At 66.0% G+C, this 16,682-nt stretch carries 17 protein-coding genes and 1 tRNA gene; 8 read left to right on the top strand and 10 right to left on the bottom strand.

Translation table 11 applies throughout. The annotated features are described in order from the left end of the window. Positions 1 to 2: 2 nt before the first annotated feature. The 3 genes from IP86_RS05905 to IP86_RS05895 form a co-directional block, all read right to left on the bottom strand. Complete coding sequence (locus IP86_RS05905; protein ID WP_054161589.1) at positions 3 to 479, bottom strand: DUF192 domain-containing protein; 477 nt, start codon at positions 477 to 479, stop codon at positions 3 to 5. Between the two features lie 288 nt (positions 480 to 767). Beyond that, complete coding sequence (locus IP86_RS05900) at positions 768 to 1,415, bottom strand: cold-shock protein (RefSeq protein ID WP_054161588.1); 648 nt, start codon at positions 1,413 to 1,415, stop codon at positions 768 to 770. Positions 1,416 to 1,618: 203 nt separating this feature from the next. Continuing rightward, the gene (locus IP86_RS05895; RefSeq protein ID WP_054161631.1) at positions 1,619 to 2,380 is read right to left on the bottom strand and encodes an SIR2 family NAD-dependent protein deacylase; all 762 of its coding nucleotides are present in this window, start codon (positions 2,378 to 2,380) and stop codon (positions 1,619 to 1,621) included. Between the two features lie 516 nt (positions 2,381 to 2,896). On the opposite strand from IP86_RS05895, the gene IP86_RS05890 reads away from it, so the two are divergent. Continuing rightward, positions 2,897 to 3,346 (top strand): VOC family protein, encoded by a 450-nt coding sequence (locus IP86_RS05890; RefSeq protein ID WP_054161587.1) that lies wholly within the window; start codon positions 2,897 to 2,899, stop codon positions 3,344 to 3,346. Between the two features lie 323 nt (positions 3,347 to 3,669). Here IP86_RS05890 and IP86_RS05885 read toward each other — a convergent pair whose 3' ends face one another. Continuing rightward, positions 3,670 to 3,927 (bottom strand): PilZ domain-containing protein, encoded by a 258-nt coding sequence (locus IP86_RS05885; RefSeq protein WP_054161586.1) that lies wholly within the window; start codon positions 3,925 to 3,927, stop codon positions 3,670 to 3,672. 281 nt (positions 3,928 to 4,208) lie between these two features. On the opposite strand from IP86_RS05885, the gene IP86_RS05880 reads away from it, so the two are divergent. Continuing rightward, a tRNA-Glu gene (locus IP86_RS05880) sits at positions 4,209 to 4,283 on the top strand. A 209-nt stretch (positions 4,284 to 4,492) separates the two neighbouring features. On the opposite strand, the gene IP86_RS05875 is transcribed toward IP86_RS05880, so the two are convergent. After that, the gene (locus IP86_RS05875; protein WP_245290544.1) at positions 4,493 to 4,672 is read right to left on the bottom strand and encodes a hypothetical protein; all 180 of its coding nucleotides are present in this window, start codon (positions 4,670 to 4,672) and stop codon (positions 4,493 to 4,495) included. Positions 4,673 to 4,978: 306 nt separating this feature from the next. On the opposite strand from IP86_RS05875, the gene IP86_RS05870 reads away from it, so the two are divergent. Next, on the top strand, positions 4,979 to 5,554 hold the full coding sequence (locus tag IP86_RS05870; RefSeq protein ID WP_054161630.1) for an HdeD family acid-resistance protein: 576 nt from the start codon (positions 4,979 to 4,981) through the stop codon (positions 5,552 to 5,554). A gap of 25 nt (positions 5,555 to 5,579) precedes the next feature. On the opposite strand, the gene IP86_RS05865 is transcribed toward IP86_RS05870, so the two are convergent. From IP86_RS05865 to epmA, 3 genes are all read right to left on the bottom strand, one after another. Beyond that, positions 5,580 to 5,891 carry a hypothetical protein gene (locus IP86_RS05865; RefSeq protein ID WP_054161584.1) on the bottom strand — a complete coding sequence of 104 codons (312 nt, stop codon included), beginning with the start codon at positions 5,889 to 5,891 and terminating at the stop codon, positions 5,580 to 5,582. A 196-nt stretch (positions 5,892 to 6,087) separates the two neighbouring features. Then, positions 6,088 to 7,179, bottom strand: a complete 1,092-nt coding sequence (locus tag IP86_RS05860; protein WP_054161583.1) for a lysine-2,3-aminomutase-like protein — start codon at positions 7,177 to 7,179, stop codon at positions 6,088 to 6,090. After that, complete coding sequence (gene epmA / locus IP86_RS05855) at positions 7,176 to 8,231, bottom strand: EF-P lysine aminoacylase EpmA (protein WP_054161582.1); 1,056 nt, start codon at positions 8,229 to 8,231, stop codon at positions 7,176 to 7,178. The genes IP86_RS05860 and epmA overlap by 4 nt, the downstream gene beginning before the upstream one ends. A gap of 140 nt (positions 8,232 to 8,371) precedes the next feature. Here epmA and efp point away from each other — a divergent pair, with 140 nt between their 5' ends. Together efp and IP86_RS05845 are read left to right on the top strand one after the other, a co-directional pair. Then, positions 8,372 to 8,938 carry an elongation factor P gene (gene efp, locus IP86_RS05850; RefSeq protein WP_054161581.1) on the top strand — a complete coding sequence of 189 codons (567 nt, stop codon included), beginning with the start codon at positions 8,372 to 8,374 and terminating at the stop codon, positions 8,936 to 8,938. A 158-nt stretch (positions 8,939 to 9,096) separates the two neighbouring features. Next, positions 9,097 to 10,662: a M23 family metallopeptidase gene (locus tag IP86_RS05845; protein ID WP_054161580.1), complete on the top strand. Its 1,566-nt coding sequence runs from the start codon at positions 9,097 to 9,099 to the stop codon at positions 10,660 to 10,662. A gap of 7 nt (positions 10,663 to 10,669) precedes the next feature. Here IP86_RS05845 and IP86_RS05840 read toward each other — a convergent pair whose 3' ends face one another. Continuing rightward, complete coding sequence (locus IP86_RS05840; protein WP_245290547.1) at positions 10,670 to 11,557, bottom strand: lipid kinase; 888 nt, start codon at positions 11,555 to 11,557, stop codon at positions 10,670 to 10,672. A gap of 280 nt (positions 11,558 to 11,837) precedes the next feature. On the opposite strand from IP86_RS05840, the gene IP86_RS05835 reads away from it, so the two are divergent. From IP86_RS05835 to IP86_RS05825, 3 genes are all read left to right on the top strand, one after another. Continuing rightward, positions 11,838 to 13,064, top strand: coding sequence for a lytic murein transglycosylase (locus IP86_RS05835; protein WP_054161578.1), 1,227 nt, complete (start codon positions 11,838 to 11,840; stop codon positions 13,062 to 13,064). 6 nt (positions 13,065 to 13,070) lie between these two features. Then, positions 13,071 to 14,183: an FUSC family protein gene (locus IP86_RS05830; RefSeq protein WP_054161577.1), complete on the top strand. Its 1,113-nt coding sequence runs from the start codon at positions 13,071 to 13,073 to the stop codon at positions 14,181 to 14,183. 94 nt (positions 14,184 to 14,277) lie between these two features. Further along, positions 14,278 to 14,568, top strand: coding sequence for a hypothetical protein (locus IP86_RS05825; protein ID WP_054161629.1), 291 nt, complete (start codon positions 14,278 to 14,280; stop codon positions 14,566 to 14,568). 188 nt (positions 14,569 to 14,756) lie between these two features. Here the strand turns inward: IP86_RS05825 and IP86_RS05820 are convergent, their stop codons facing one another. Further along, positions 14,757 to 16,448: a methyl-accepting chemotaxis protein gene (locus IP86_RS05820; protein WP_082363863.1), complete on the bottom strand. Its 1,692-nt coding sequence runs from the start codon at positions 16,446 to 16,448 to the stop codon at positions 14,757 to 14,759. Positions 16,449 to 16,682 lie beyond the last annotated feature (234 nt).

Genomic DNA, 16,682 nt, shown 5'->3' with positions numbered 1-16,682 from the left:
CTTCAGCGCCCCTTGAACAGCGGGTGCCCGACCCGGTCGCCCGGGGCGATGCCGAGCTTCTTGGCGGTGCCGGCGACCACTTCCAGCACCCCGGCGACCGGGCCCCCGGACGCGATGATCCGGGTCGACATCGGCTCGGTGTTCTCGGCGATGCGCAGGATTCGGCCATCGGCGCGGATGAAGATCATGTCGAGCGAGACGTAAGTGTTCTTCATCCACATCGAGACCTGCTGCTCGGGGCGGAAGTCGAACAGCATCCCCTGCCCGTCGGGCAGCTCCTTGCGATACATCAGGCCGGTTTCGCGCTCCTTCTCCGTGGTCGCGATCTCGACGCTGAAGACGTGCACGCCGGTCTGGCTGGCGATCTCCAGCGTTTCCATCTTCGCCGCGCGCGCCTCGCCCGCCGCAAAGGCGCACAACATCAGCACAGCGGCGAGCGCGCTCCACGCGCGGGTCCATCGAAGTCCGTAGCCAATCATCGGGCAGCCTGTTCGCATGCGGAAAGGATCGGCCGACCCTAGCCCGGTCCCCCTGCGGAATGCCAGAGCCCGCGAGCTGGATCCGCCGATCATCGCGCGGAGCGGATCACAAATTGGGGATGGCTATCCGGCCGGCCTGACCGCGGACAACGGGCACAAGCATCTTGGCGCGTCATGTCCGGCCTCACGCCGGGCATCCACGTCTTGCAGCGGTCGATATGAAAAGGCATGGACGCGGGACAAGCCCGGCCAAGACGGGCTCGCGTGATCAGTCCGTCGATCGGCCGCTCAGTGCGACGACAGCCCCGGCGCGCCGTGTTCCGGCTGGATTTCGGCGGCCATCATGCCCTTGGAGCCCGGCCCGAACCGGACCAGCACGTACTGACCGGGCCGCAGCTCGGTCATGCCGTAGCGGCGCAGGGTTTCCATATGCACGAAGATGTCGGGCGTGCCCTCGCCGCAGGTGAGGAAGCCGAAGCCGCGCAGCCGGTTGAACCACTTCACCTGCGCGCGCTCGAGCCCGCTGGTCGGCGTGACGCTGACATGGGTGCGGGCCGGCAGCATCTGCGCCGGATGAATCGCGGTGGATTCATCCATCGAGACGACACGGAACGCCTGATAGCCCTTGGCCCGCTGCACGCATTCGACGACGATGCGGGCGCCCTCATAGGCGGTCTGATAGCCGTCGCGGCGCAGCACCGTGACGTGCAGCAGCACATCTGCGGCGCCGTTGTCGGGGACGATGAAGCCGTAGCCCTTCGAGGCGTCGAACCATTTGATCACGCCGCTGATCTCGACCAGACTGGCGGAGTCACCGAGCCCGGCGAAGGCACTGCCGACGCCGTCGCGATGCGCGAACTCGACGGCCACCGGCCGTCCGACGCCGACTGCCGGCATGCCGCCTGGCTTTTTGGACTCAAATCCGTCCGACCCCATGACCCCGGACCCCGCGCGTCAAAAAACATCATGCCGCTTATGCGGCGCCAGCAATCCGTGATCTTTGGTGCAGAGACTTATCAGGATCGTGCCGCCGCGAATCTGTGATTCGAAGATAACACCCCGGCCCGCTCGGCAAAGATAAAAAACGCGGGCGACAACGACTATGAACAGGGTTGATTACCTGCGAATCATACGGGGATTCAGTTTCCGACGAATGGTCCGAGCGTCTCGCCGATGTCGGCGCGGATCACCAGATCGGCGATGTCGTCCTGATCGGTCGGCTCGTTGTTGATGATCACCAGCTTGGCGCCGGACTCTTTGGCGAGCATCGGAAAGCCCGCGGCCGGCCACACCACCAGCGACGAGCCGATCGCCAGAAACAGATCGCAGTGCTGTGCGAGTTCGGTGGCGCGGCGCATTTCGTCAGGCGGCATCGCCTGGCCGAACGACACCGTCGCAGTCTTCACCGGCTCGTCGCAGACGGTGCAATGCGGCGCATTGCGGGTGCGCTCGAACCATTGACGCACCCAGTCGAGTTCGTGGCGTTTGCCGCAGCCGATGCAGCGCGCGTAGGTGGTGTTGCCGTGGAGTTCGACCACATCCTGCGGCGCAAAGCCGGACGCCTGGTGCAGGTTGTCGATGTTCTGCGTCACCACCGCCGGGATCTTGCCGGCCTTGTAGAGCGCGGCAAGCGCCCGATGGCCGCGGCCCGGCCGTGCCGCCGCGAAGGTCGAGTCCATGGCGAACCGGCGCCGCCAGGCCTCGTCACGCGCATCCTGCCGCGCCACGAACTCCTCGAACGGGATCGGGCGATTGCGGGTCCACAGCCCGCCTGGCGAACGGAAGTCCGGGATGCCGGATTCGGTCGAGATCCCCGCCCCGGTGAACGGCACGATCACCCTGGCATGCGCGATCATGTCGCCGAGCTGTTCAACTCCGCTGCGAAGGTCGGGTGCGATCATGGCTGCTGCATTCCGAAACACGTCGACGCACGACTGGCGATCCACGGTAGACCAGTCCATCGGAGATCGGTCCATCGCAGTTCGCCACCTGCGTCGCAAGCCGGCTGCGAGCCGACAACGGGGCGCGACGAACTGTCGAGGACTCGAACGGGACGCAAACGCCCCGGTTCCGCATGCTCGGATTCGACCCCACATTTTTTTGAATTGCAACCGTGAGTGACCACGCCGATAGTCTGAGTGTCTCTACGGATGACCTCCCCCGAAAGAGCCCCGTGCCCTCCAAGGCGGGGCTCTTTTTCGTCGGCGGACCTCCGCGCGAGTTGCTTTTTCGCCGCACTCCCCATGCACGCGATTGCCGATCAGCGAAGGGCTCCGCAGCACTGCTGCGGGGCCCGGTTTGCCGATCGCTCCGCGCCATGCGCGCCGCATTCCCCGCGCAGCCGGCCGCCGGCGCTTTCAATCACCGCGCTTTCGTCGCAAGATCGAAGCCATCGCCTCACTGGAGATCAAGACCAAATGCGTTACCTGCACACCATGCTGCGCGTCCGCAATCTCGATGCCGCGCTGAAGTTCTTCAGCGACGCGCTCGGCCTCAAGGAGGTTCGTCGCATCGACAACGACAAGGGCCGCTTCACCCTGGTGTTTCTGTGCGCGTCGGACGACGAGGAGTTGGTGAAGCAGTCGGCCGGCCGCCCCGCCCCAACGATCGAACTGACCTACAATTGGGACGAAGAGAGCTACGGCGAGGATCGCTATTTCGGCCACCTCGCCTACGAAGTGGACGACATCTACGCGACCTGCGAGCGGCTGATGAAGCTCGGCATCACCATCAACCGTCCGCCGCGCGACGGCCAGATGGCGTTCGTGCGCTCGCCTGATCTGCACTCGATCGAATTCCTGCAGAAAGGCGCGGCGCTGCCGCCGCAGGAGCCGTGGCTGTCCATGCCGAACACGGGCCACTGGTAAGCATCGACGATTAGTTCGTCGCGGCGCGCAGCGCGACGACGATTTGTTCCACAACCCTATGGTTTAAAACCTGACGGCCTCTCGGAACCAGCGCTATCGGATGGCGTTGGTTGTGAAATCAACGGAGGCTGACAATGGGACGTGGACTACTTCTCTGGATGCTCGGTGTACCGATCCCGGTGATCATTCTTCTCTGGCTGTTCTTCGGCCGCTGATCACCACCACCACATCTTCGCACGACCATCAACAAAGGCCCAGCTTTCGAGCGGGGCCTTTTTTGCTGGCGGATGATTCTGCGGCGACTGCGCCGTTGCCGCGTCGGCTCAGGTGACGAACTTGATCCCGACGGTGGTGCCGTCGCGCCAGACGACTTCGCAATTGCGCCCGGTCCGGGCATCGCGCGAGAACGCCAGGCGCAGCTTGGGACCAAGCGATATCGCGTCGGCGATGGTCAGCTTCGCGCCGGTCGCAGACAGATCGATCACCTCGCAGGGCCGCGCCGCGAATCCGCCGTCGAGCGTGATCCAGCCGTTCTGCCGAACCGATCGGCGTTGTTCCCGTTTGCTGCGTTCTCTCGCCATGCCGTTCTCCGTCGCTGCCGGTCTAGGTCGGCGACATTGAAAAAACGTTGCAAAATTGATCGAAATTTCGGGGTATCTTCGGTTCTTGGCGCAGCGGACTTGCCGGGGCGCGCAAACGCCACTATACGTTCGCCCGCCGCTGCCGCCGGGACCTGCCCGACGACACGGCCGCACTGCCTGCCGATCGGCACATCGTGTTGATCCGGCTGACGAATGCGTTATAGACCGTGCGTTCCGCGGGCCCGGCGATTCCCGATCTGAATCACCAGCCGTGCGGCTTCGCTCCCTTCGTCTATCGGTTAGGACGCCACCCTTTCACGGTGGAGAGAGCGGTTCGATTCCGCTAGGGAGCGCCATCCCCTCTTGCTATTTTGGTTCAGCCAGTCTGCGCGCCTCTTTCGGGCCGCGACGCGAGCCATCGTTGGTTAAGCCGCGTTAACTACGTTCCGCACGCTCAGGCCGACCCGCAAGCTCAGCAGATCATCTGTCCTCGGCCGGCTCAGCGTTCAACTGATCGAAGCCATCTCAAGCGGATCAAGCGTAGCGTTTGCGCGGCTGAAGATACTTAGCCGGCGCTGCTGTCAGCCCGCGCGCTTGGGCTGCCGGAATCGGATAGCAGCAGCCAATAGGAGTCCGGGCCGCCCTTGACGGCATAACGGTCGACCTGGCCACAGCCTCGGCATTCGAATGTGCGCAGCTCATGGACCAGTTCGATGGGAGAGATGCGCGCCAGCGCGGTGCGCATTCCGCAAACCGTACAGGCTGGTCTTCGCCTCAAGGGCATCACGTCCTCAGCTTAGAAGCCCGGCGAATCAGCTGCGCGCCAATCGCCAGCAACATCACTATACCGCATTCAGGTGTTGGAATGTTGAGATAAAGCAAGGCAGGAGACCGTCTGCGTCCAAGCGCGACGGTCGTGACGTCGCCCGGCAACGCGCCGACGCCCATGCGCCTCCGCCGGTCCGCCTGCGCAAATCAGCGCCGAACATTTTCCGTTGCGTCACCATTCGCGAGGTATGGTCGGGTCGTGTCCAAGGTGCAGGAGATTCACATGACACTCCCGAACGATACCGAGCGGCTTCAGGCTGCCGTCGACGCGACGATTCAGAAGCACTGGAAGGCTTATCTGATCGAGGGCATCCTGCTGCTGGTTTTCGGCTTTGCCGCGATCCTGCTGCCGCTGCTGGCGAGCCTGACGATTGCCATTCTGCTGGGATGGCTGTTCCTGATCAGCGGCGTGGCCGGCCTCGCCTTCAGCTTCTGGGCCCGTCAGGCACCAGGCTTCTGGTGGTCGCTGATCTCCGCCATTCTGGCAGTGATCGTCGGCGTACTGCTGATCGCCCAGCCGGTGCAGGGCATCCTCACCCTCACCTTCGTGATCGGCGTCTATTTCCTGGCCGAAGGCGTCGCGACCATCATGTACGCCCTCCAGCATCGCGGCCGGATGTCGGAGCGCTGGGGCTGGATGCTCGCCGCCGGCGTGCTCGACATCCTGGTGGCGTTCATCATCATCTCGGGATGGCCCGGCACGGCCGCCTGGGCGATAGGCCTGCTGGTCGGCATCAACCTGGTGTTCGGCGGCACGTCGCTGATCGCGCTGGCGCTGGCCGCCCGCAACAAGGCCTGAGGGACGAGACGGCGTTTGCCGCGGCTCAGCAGCCGCGGCAAATGCTCTTGATCTTGCGATCCAGCGCGGCGTCGGCCGGGTCCTGCTGATCCAGCGAGCCGGCCGGCTCCGACACGTCGCCGCGCCGCGGCTGGCGATGGCCGACCGGCGCCTGCCCGGTGACGCGCTGATCCGACGACAGCGCCGGCGGCACGCTCGGATTGGCCGGACCGCCGACGCCGCCCGCGCCGCCGCTCATGCCGCCCGACCCGCCGGCTCCACCCGAGCCGGACTGCGCCAGGGCGGCCGCGCCGCCCGCGAGGGTCAGGATCGTGGTGGCGATGATCAGTTTCTTCATGGGATATTCCTTCCGAAACGAACGATCATCCTCGGCTCACGCCCGATCGTCCGACAAGTGAGCCGCGCAGCCTGCGGCTTGCGTCCTTCGCCGGTCTTCCCGGCTACGCGCGCCCGGCGAGACGCGCGAAGCCGAACCGAATCTCAACGCCCATTCGCCCCGGCGGTTGCCGTCCGCGGTTGCGGCCGACCGACGCTCATTCGGGCGCGGGCGGATACAGATGCACGTCGCCGCAATAGTCGGCGACATGATAGCGCGAATTCGCGTCGGTTCCATCAACCGCCGTCAAATAGTTGGGGCCGACCGGCGCCTTTCCGTATCCCCCCGGGATGTCGAGCACGTATTCCGGTTGGCATAGCCCGGAGACCCGACCGCGCAGCGCGCGCAACAGCGCCTGACCTTCGGCCAGCGTTGTGCGCAAATGCGCCGTGCCGGGCGCTAGGTCGGCGTGGTGCAGGTAATACGGCTTGATCCGGCATTCGACGAAGGCGCGCATCAGCGCCTCGAGCGTTGCCGCGTCGTCGTTGACGCCGCGCAGCAGCACCGACTGGCTGACCATCGGGATGCCGGCATCGATCAGCCGCGCGCACGCGGCACGCGCAGCCGGCGTCAGTTCGCGCGGATGGTTGGCGTGCAGCGCCATCCACACCGTCTTGCCGGGCACGCGCAGCGCCTGCAGCAGCGCCGAATCGATCCGCGCCGGATCGACCACCGGCAGCCGGGTGTGAAAGCGGATGATCTTGAGATGCGGGATGGTGGCGAGCTCGGCCATGATCTCGGCGAGCCGGCGCGGCGACAGCACCAGCGGATCGCCGCCGGTGAAGATCACTTCCCAGATTTCCGGGTGCGCGCGGACGTAGTCCAGCGCCGCCGTTGTCGCTTCGCGCGACAACGCATTGTCCTTGCCCGGTCCCACGCTCTCGCGGCGGAAGCAGAACCGGCAATACACCGCGCAGACATGCACCAGCTTCAGCAGCACACGGTCGCGATGCCGATGCACGATGCCTTCGACCGGCGAATGCGGCACGTCGCCGATCGGATCGTCGCGCTCGATCGGCAGCGACACCAGTTCGTCGACCTGCGGAATGTATTGCCGCGCGATCGGATCGTTCGGATCATCGGGGTCGATCAGCGCAGCGACGTCGGGCGTCAGCGCGATGGCGTAGCGCTGCGCGACGCGGTCGAGATCGTCGCGCGCCTCTTCCGGCGCGAGCCCCTGCGTCACCAGATCGTCGGCGCTGCGCAGCGTCGTGGCAGCGGCCGATTGCAACCGGGTCACCTTGCTCATGACGCCTCACCGGCCGGCGGCGTCCACACCACCTGATCGACGCTGGCGGCACCGGTCGCCAGCATCACCAGCCGGTCGAAGCCGAGCGCGACGCCGCTCGCCTCCGGCATCCGCGCCACCGCGGCGAGAAAGTCCTCGTCGAGCGGATAGCGCTCGCCATAGCGGCGCTGCTTCTCGTCCATCTCGGCGGTGAAGCGCAGCCGCTGCTCGGCCGCGTCGGTGAGTTCGCCAAAACCGTTGGCGAGCTCGACGCCGCAGGCATAGACCTCGAAGCGCTCGGCGACGCGCGGGTCGCCGGCCTTGCTCCGCGCCAGCGCCGCTTCCGGCGCCGGATACTCGTGCAGCACGGTCAGCCGCCCTTCCCCGAGCCGCGGCTCGACATGTTCGACCAGCACCTTGCTAAAGATGTCCGACCAGGTGTCGTCTGCAACGACGCGCACCTTGCTGTCCGCCGCGCGTGCCAGCGCATCGCGATCACCCTTGCCGCCGCTGATCGTGCCGAGCAGATCGATCCCCGCATAGCGATCGAACGCGTCCGCAACGGTGAGCATCTCCGGCCGCGCCAGCGGATCAGCGCTGCGGCCGCGATACCCGAACGCGCCAACGCCGGTGGTGCGCGCCGCCAGCCCGATCAGCGCGACGCAATCGGCGATCACCGCCTCATAAGGCTCGCCGGCGCGGTACCACTCCAGCATGGTGAACTCAGGCAGATGCAGCCGGCCCCGCTCACGATCGCGAAACACGCGGGCGAATTCGAAGATCCGCGCCTCGCCGGCCGCCAGCAGCTTCTTGCAGGCGAATTCCGGCGAGGTCCGCAGAAACAGCGTGCTGCGCTCACCATCAGACCCGAGCAGTTCGGTCCTGGGGGCGTGCAGATGGGTTTCATTGCCGGGCGAACGCTGCAGGATCGCAGTCTCGACCTCGGCGAAATCCGCAGCCGCGAACCAGTCGCGAATGGCCCGCGTCACAGCGCTGCGCGCGCGCAAAAACGGCTGACGGTCCAGATATTTGGCTCGGTCCCACCAGGGCGACACGGGGGCTGGTTCCTGCATCTCAAGTCGATCCCGCGGAAAAGCGCAAAACGCTGGCATAAGCGGGCCAAATGAGTATGTTGCGGCCCGAAACCGCTTCGCAGGCCTCGGGATACCAATGCCCGGATCGGGCCCGGACCTGAACCACAGGAAACATTCCTTTGAGAGTCATCGCCAGTTCTATTCGCAAGGGCAACGTCCTCGAGCAAGATGGGAAGCTTTACGTCGTCCTGTCGGCCGAAAACATCCATCCCGGCAAGGGCACCCCGGTCAGCCAGATCGAAATGCGCCGAATCAGCGACGGCGTGAAGATCTCGGAGCGCTACAAGACCACCGACCAGGTCGAAAAGGTCACCATCGAAGAGCGCAACTACACCTTCCTGTATGAAGACGGCGAAGGCTTCCACTTCATGGAGCCGGAATCCTTCGACCAGGTTCAGGTCGCCAAGGACGTCGTCGGCAACTCCGCGCCGTATCTGCAGGAGAACATGGTGGTGAAGCTGTCGATGCACGACACCACCGCCGTTGCCATCACTTTGCCGCAACGCGCCACGCTCGAAGTGGTCGACACCGAGCCGGTCACCAAGGGCCAGACCGCGTCGTCGTCCTACAAGCCGGCCGTGCTGTCCAACGGCGTCCGCACCGCCGTCCCCCCGCACATCGGCACCGGCACCCGCATCGTGGTGCTGACAGAAGACGGCTCCTACGTCGAGCGCGCCAAGGATTGAGGTTGTTTCCTCATCGTCCGGACTGGATCGAAGCCCGCCGCGCACCGGCGGGCTTTCGTCTTTTTAACCAAGCGCATCAACCCTGTAGCGCCCCCTACTTGGCCAATCGCCTAAAATATCGCTAGATTTACCTCCTGCACGAACAGGAGGCACGTCGCTTGAGCCGAGGGGCAGTCGGTCCAACATCGCTGCGAAGGATCGGCGGCCTGCTGCTGGTCGCGGCCTTCGCCGCCGCCCCAGCGAGAGCCGAAGAGTTCAGCACGCCGACTCTGACGGCGCTGCGCATCGACTGGCGAGCCGCTCTCGACCAACTCCGCGCCGAACTGTCCCCCTATGCGACCGTTGCGGCCGACTTCGTCTTCAGCGGCCGCCACGGCCTGCCCGCTTATGACCCCCGCCGCACCCCGGCGCTGGTGCGGCTCAACGCCATCACGGGACGGTTCTTCCCCGGCATCGCCTACAGCGCGGTCCCGGCCTTGCTCCCGGTCGATACCGCCGCGCTGCTGGGCGCCGATCCCGATCCAACACCCGACAGTGCCGCGCTGCCGGCCGCCCAGGGCGGCTTCCAGAGCGCAATGTTCGATGCCGGCCCAGCGGGTTACGACGCGGTGTTCACGCTCGACTCCAACGCCGGCGTCGACCTACCGGCGCGCATCTTCGCGCGCCCGGTCGAAGTGCAGATCACCGGATCGAAGCTGATCTACGACATCAGCGATCCGCCCGGCGGCAAGGGCGAGCCCGTCAAGGCGCTGGCCACGCAGTATCCGGACCTGCGGCGCTTCATCCGCGAAGGCTATGTCCGCTACGCCTTCTCCCGCTTCGGCGCGGCCTATGTGGTGTCGATCCAATGTCTCGACTCGGTGCCGCGCCAGCGCCGTCTCGCCTGCCGCGAGGCCGCTCCAGTCGCCGAGCATTTCCTCCGAACACTGCACGTCGCCGGCGGCCAGCCGCAGCGCCCGCTGCGTGATCTGCCCGCGACGCCAGCGGAGCGTCCGCTCGCCCTATCCGACGACTTCACCTATTGGCCTAGCGGCGAGATCATCCCGGGCTCCGGCTTCCGCAAACAGGACGGACGGCCGGACTCGACCGTGTACGCGCAGATCCGCTTTCCGATCGAGAAAACGCCGGCCTATGCGCGCTCCCAGTCCTACACCCCGCGCGCGGAGGATGGCGGCACCGGCCCGTTCTCCTATCCGTGGCGCGACAATTTCTGCGAGAGCCGAAGCTTCGGCGTCGGCCAATGCGCGCTGGGTTACGGCCATCAAGGCCAGGACATCCGTCCTGGCTCATGCCTGCCGGACCAGCCGGATTGCGACGTCAAGCAGCAGGGCGTGGTCGCGGTGCGCGACGGCGTGGTGATCCGGTCTGCGAAGCAGCAGGCGGTCACGCTTCAGGTCAACACCGAGCGAGAGCACATCCGGTTTCGCTACATGCACATGAACCCGGCCCGGCTGGACGAGGACGGCGTGCTGAGCGGCCGACGGCTGGCCGAGGGCGAGCGGTTCGGCGTCGTCAGCAACTATCTCGATTTCCCCAACGGAACGACGCGCCATCTGCACTTCGACGTCCAGGTGTTCACGCCGGACGGCTGGCTCTGGGTCAATCCCTACACCACGCTGGTCGCGTCCTATGAGCAACTGATCGGCGGCCGCGGCCGCGATCTCACCCCCGCGCCTGCCACGCCGGCGGTGGCGCGCGCGGGGCCCGACGAGCCCTTGCCGTGAGACCGAGTTAGTTCGCGTCGGCCTGCGGCACGAACACCGTCACCGCCTTGCGGAGCTGCGAGAACTGCGCCGGCGTGAACGTCACCAACTCGCCGTCGGCATTGACGGGGCGCGGCTTGCGGGTCCGCACCTCGAACGAAGAGCCTCTGGCCGAGCGCACCTCGCGCCACAGGCCGTGGCGGCCGCGGCGGAAATCATAGGCCAACGCCAGCAGTTTCCAGACGCGGCCGAACTCCAGCGAGTACAAATCGAGCTGGCCGTCGTCGATCTCGGCGGTGTGTTCGACCGCCATGCCTCCGCCATAGTAGCGGCCGTTGCCGACGGCGATCTGCATGGTGCGGACCTGCACGGTGCCTTCCTCCGAGACGATCGACGCGCGGAACGGCCGCGCCCGCCCGAGGACCTTGGCTGCCGTGAGCGCGTAGCTGACGCGGCCGAAGCGTCGCTTGATCTCGCCGCTCAGTTCGCGCGCCAGATCGGCACTGAGGCCGACGCTGGCGACGTTGAAGAACTTGTGGCCATTGACGTCGCCGAGGTCGATCTGCTTGCGATGCCCGGCCGCGATTACGTCTGCCGCGGCCTCCATGTCGAGCGGCAGACCGAGCGAGCGCGCCAGATCATTCGCGGTGCCGGCCGGGATGATCCCCAGCGGCAGCTTGGTCTTCACCACGGCTTCGGCCACCGCATTGAGCGAGCCGTCACCGCCGGCAACGACGACGGCCTCTGCGCCGTCGGCATGCGCCTCGATCCACGGGCCGACCTCATGGCGGCTGCAGGGCGCTGACAGCACCAGGTCGAAGCCGGCAGAACTGAGCCGCGCACCTGCCAGTCCGATCGCCCGGGCGCCAGAACGGCTATGTGGATTGACCACCACCAGCAGGCGCCGCGACGTCAGTTGCTTGCGAGCCTCATGGTCCGAGGCGGGCGCGACGCTGGTCGACGACCGGCCGGATTGATCGGCCGGGCTGAGCTGTTCGGAATCCTGCACGCCGTGCTCCGGTGGGACTGAATGGAGCCTACGAAGTGGGCACGCACCGCCGCGCCGCAAGAGAATGTCGCGGGGCATTGTGCCGCGCCCGAGAAGAGGAACTTTCTCGCTCCGGCCCACCCGCCCTGTCACCCAGTCGACGTCCGGCTGTTTTGTCGGCCTCGGCCAAAGCCGCTACACTGCAGCGATGACTCGGCTCGATTCCCGCTTCCAACCGACCCGCCGCCGCCTGCTGCAATCCGTGCTCGGCGCGGCTACGTTGCTGCCGTTCGCGGCTCAGGCCGCGCCTGCCGGCTTCGAGGCATGGCGCGACGGCTTTCGCGCCCGCGCGCTCGCCAAGGGAATCTCGCCGCAGACCTGGGACCGCGTGATGAGCCGGCTCGAGCCGGACATGAGCGTGTTCAAGAATTTCCAGAAGCAGCCCGAATTCAACGAGCAGCTCTGGCAGTACATCAACCGCCGCGTGTCCGACTGGCGCATCATCAACGGCCGCGAGGCGCTGAAGAAGAACGAGGCGCTGTTCGGCCGCATCGAACGGGACTACGGCGTCGAGCGCGGCACGCTGCTGGCACTCTGGGGCGTCGAGAGCGCCTATGGCGATCCGCTGGTGCAGCAGAACCACATGCGCCCTGTATTCCCCTCGCTCGCGGCGCTCGCCTGGAACGAGCCGCGCCGCAAGGCCTATTGGGAAACCGAACTGATCAACGCGCTCAAGATCGTCGACAAGGGCTGGTCGACACCGGAGGAGATGCGCGGCTCGTGGGCCGGCGCGATGGGCCACACCCAATGGATGCCGGAAGTCTGGCTCAATGTCGGCATCGACTATGACCGCGACGGCCGCGTCTCGCCGTTCGGACGGCCTGATGACGCGCTCGGCTCGACCGCAAAATATCTGGTCAACCGCGGCAAGTATCACCGCGGCGAGCATTGGGGCTACGAGGTGCGCGGTCCCGGCGGATCGATCAGCGGCAGCCGCTCCTATCTGGCGTGGTCGCGCTCCGGCGTCACCCGGGTCGACGGCGAGCCGTTTCCGGACCCGCAGGCCAGCGCGACGATGTGGGTGCCGGTCGCGGGCGGCCCGCAATTCCTGCTCGGGCCGAACTTCTATGCGGTGCGCAGCTACAATCCGTCGATGAACTACGCGCTCGCGATCTGCCATCTCGGCGACCGCATCCTCGGTGCCGGCTCGTTCGCGCAGCCCTTCCCCGGCTCCGAGCGCGCGCTGACCCTGGCCGAGGTGCAGGAGATGCAGACCCGGTTGACGCGTGCCGGCTTCGACACGGGCGGCACCGACGGCCGCGTCGGCAACGACACCATGAAGGCGGTGCGCGATTTCCAGACAAGGACCGGTCTTTCGCCGGCCGACGGCTATGGCGGCCTCAAAGTGCTGGCACGACTTCGACAGGGTCTCTGAGCGCCGATGCGACATCACTGGACGTGGCACCGACTGAAGGCGCTGGCGCACGAGGAATGGCGCGCGCTGGTCACGATCAACCCGAGCGATCGGCCCTGGCAGATGCCGGCCTCGGTCGCGCTCGCCGCCGGCGTGCCGATGCTGATCGGCGCTTACTTCGATCACCTCGACTACGGGCTGGTGTCGTCGCTCGGCGGCATGGCGTTCCTGTATCTGCCGCGCACGCCGCTGCATCATCGCATGGTAACGATGATGGCCTGCGCGTTCGGCTTTCTCGGCTGCTACGTGGTCGGGCTGATCGTCCACCTGCTGCCCGTTCTTCTGGTGCCAGCGATCACGCTGACCGCCATCCTGGTGACGATGGTCTGCCGCTACTTTCGGGTCGGGCCGCCGGGCAGCCTGTTCTTCGTGATGGCCGCCTCGATCGCAGCCTACACGCCGAGCGACCTGATGCAGCTACCGCTCAAGGCCGGGCTGTTCGCGCTCGGCAGCCTGCTGTCGACCCTGATCGCCTTTCTGTATTCGCTGATCGCCCTACGTATCCGAACTCCGGCGCCGGTCGAGCCGCTGCAGCCGCTCGACTTCGACGTCGTGGTGCTCGACTCGGTGCTGATCGGCGCCGCGGTCGGCGTCGCGCTGGCGCTGGCCCAGGCGCTGCAGCTCGACCGGCCGTATTGGGTGCCGGTGAGCTGTCTCGCGGTGATCCAGGGCCTATCGGTGCGCGCAATCTGGAACCGGCAGCTCCACCGCATCCTCGGCACCGTGCTCGGCCTCGGCGTCGCCATCGTGCTGCTGTCGCTGCCGCTGGAGAAATGGAGCATCGCGCTGTCGATCATGACGCTGTCGTTCGTCATCGAGACAGCGGTGATCCGTCACTATGGATTCGCGGTGATCTTCATCACGCCGCTGACGATTTTCCTCGCCGATGCCGCGTCGCTGGGGCACGCAGAGCCCGGCGCGATCATCCAGGCTCGCTTCATCGACACGGTGCTGGGCTGCTTCATCGGCCTGATCGGCGGCATCCTGTTGCACAATGCGAAGTTTCGCGACATGGCACGGCCGATCGTCCGCCGATTGACGCCGCTGGCGCTGCTGCCGGGGCGCAGCCCACCGCCGTGACGGGATCGGCCAAAAGTCCGAATGCGGAGTGGCGAGCGGCATGGGATACTCCCTGCCTCCGCCCTCAGTCCTGGATCTGTCGCTGGATCGCGCCGTGACCGACGTCCGCCCGCAGGCCGAAACCTTTCAGGCTCCGCTCGAGGAGATCGTCTGGAACACCGCGTTCCGGCGCGGCTTCGCCGAGGCCCGCTCCGGCCGCTTGCCGCGCTATGACGACGAGGTGATGTTTCAGGATGGCTTGGCGTGGGTCTACGAATGGGGCCGTCAATTCGCTATTCTGGCGCCGCCCGATCTGCCGCTGGTGCTGCCCGAAGAAGGTGCGCTGAACCCGAAAGCGGTGGAGCTGTTTCGCGAGAAGATCATGCAGGGCGAGATCTGTACCTAGCGGCATCGGAGCGCTTCGCGGTACGATCCCCTATCGTCATTGCCGGGCTTGACCCGGCAATCCATCAATGAAGAAGCTGGATCGCCGGATCAAATCCGGCGATGACGGTTTTTGATGTAACAACTTCGGCTGTTGTGAATCGGCGCCGGGATGCCGGATCGGCAGAACCCCGGCGCCGGGCTCGTTCGTTACGCCGCGCGCACCGTGTCGAGGAACAGGCCGACTTCCGTTCGCAGCCGGGTGCTTTCCTTGGCCAGCGACTGCGCCGACGAAAGCACCTGCGACGATGCCGAGCCGGTTTCGGTCGCGCCGCGCTGAACGTCGATCACGTTCGACGACACCTGCTGGGTGCCCTGCGCGGCCTGTTGAACGTTGCGCGAGATTTCCTGCGTCGCCGCGCCCTGCTCTTCGACCGCGGCCGCGATGGTCGAGGCGATCTCGGAGAGCTGCTCGATGGTGCCGGTGATCTGCTTAATCGCGGTCACCGAGTCGTTGGTGGCGGACTGAATGCCGGAGATCTGCTGGCTGATTTCGCCGGTGGCCTTGGCGGTCTGCTCGGCAAGCGCCTTGACCTCCGACGCCACCACCGCGAAGCCGCGCCCCGCCTCGCCGGCGCGGGCAGCCTCGATCGTGGCATTGAGCGCCAGCAGGTTGGTCTGGCCGGCGATGGTGTTGATCAGTTCGATGATGTCGCCGATCCGGGTGGCCGCCTTCGACAATTCGCTGACGCGATCGTCGGTGTTGCGCGCCTGGTTCACGGCATCCACCGCGATCCGGGCGGATTCCTGAACCTGACGGCTGATCTCGCTGATCGACGAGCTGAGTTCTTCGGTCGCCGAGGCCACCGACTGGACGTTGGTCGAGGCTTCCTCCGACGCCGCCGCGACGGTCGAGCTGAGGTGCTGGGCGCGGTCCGCCGACAGTGTCAGTGTGGTCGCCGAGGCTTCCAGTTCGGTCGATGCCGACGACACCGTGTTGACGATCTCGCCGACCGCGGCTTCGAAGCCGTTGGCCATCTTCATCATCTCGGCCTTGCGTTGCGCGACCTGGCGACGCTCGGCCTCCTGCTGCTCGGCTTCGAGCTGACGGACGCGGACGGCATTGTCCTTGAACACTTGCACTGCCATCGCCATCTTGCCGATTTCGTCGCGGCGATCGGCGTGCGGCACCTCGACCGTGAGGTCGTTCTGCGCCAGCCGGCCCATCGCCGTCGTCATGTCGACGATGCCTCGCGTCACGGCGCGGCCGAGGAACAGCAGGCCGGCGATGATGATGACCAGCATCACCACGGCGCTGAGGATGATCGCCGTATAGGACGACGACAACGCGGCGGCGGCGCCCTCGGCGCGGACCGACAGCAGCGCCGCTTCGGCATCGACGAGATCACGGACATGACCGCGGATCGCGTCCATCGCCTTCTTGCCGGCGCCCGACGTTTCGAGCGCCCGCGCCTCGTTGACCGTCTGCGGATTCTTCATCAACGCGATCTCGCGCTCGGCGACGTTGCTGCGCCAGTCCGCTGCAGACGCAGCGATCTGATCGAGCCGATTCTGCTGCGCCGGATTGTCCGACGTCAGCTTTTTGGCTTCGTCCCACGACGTCCTGAACAGCTTGTCGGAGGCGCGGTAGGGGTCGAGGAATTTGTCTTCGCCGCTGATCAGGTAGCCGCGCACGCCGGTCTCGCCATCGACCATCGCGGACACGATCATCTTGGCGTTTTCCATGACCTTGTAAGTATGCGTGGTCATGTCGTTGTTTTGTGCAAGGATCGCCAGATTGCGGGCAATCAGCCCGTAAGCGGCGATCGAGACGAGCGCGATCAGGGACAGGATGCCCGCGAGTTTGTAGGACGTCTTGAGGTTCAGCAGCGACGACAGCATCTTCAGTGTTCTTTCCTTCTGGATTGCACCGCAAAACCTTCCGCGCGCGTCGACGTTCACCGGCACGGCAACAGCCGCCCAGATATCTCGCCGACTTAAGGGAGAGCGTGAGGTGATGACTTCGGCGTTCGCAGCAAGCCGGAAGTACACGCCGACGACGGAAAGTGATCCGCTCGACTCGGCTACCGTCTTGCAACGGTAGATTCACACGCGCGCTGAAATAATTAGTAAACG

This window comes from Rhodopseudomonas sp. AAP120, assembly GCF_001295845.1.
GTDB lineage: Bacteria > Pseudomonadota > Alphaproteobacteria > Rhizobiales > Xanthobacteraceae > Rhodopseudomonas.
The sequence above is the reverse complement of the archived record's forward strand: the minus strand, read 5'-3'. Positions and strand labels throughout refer to the sequence as shown.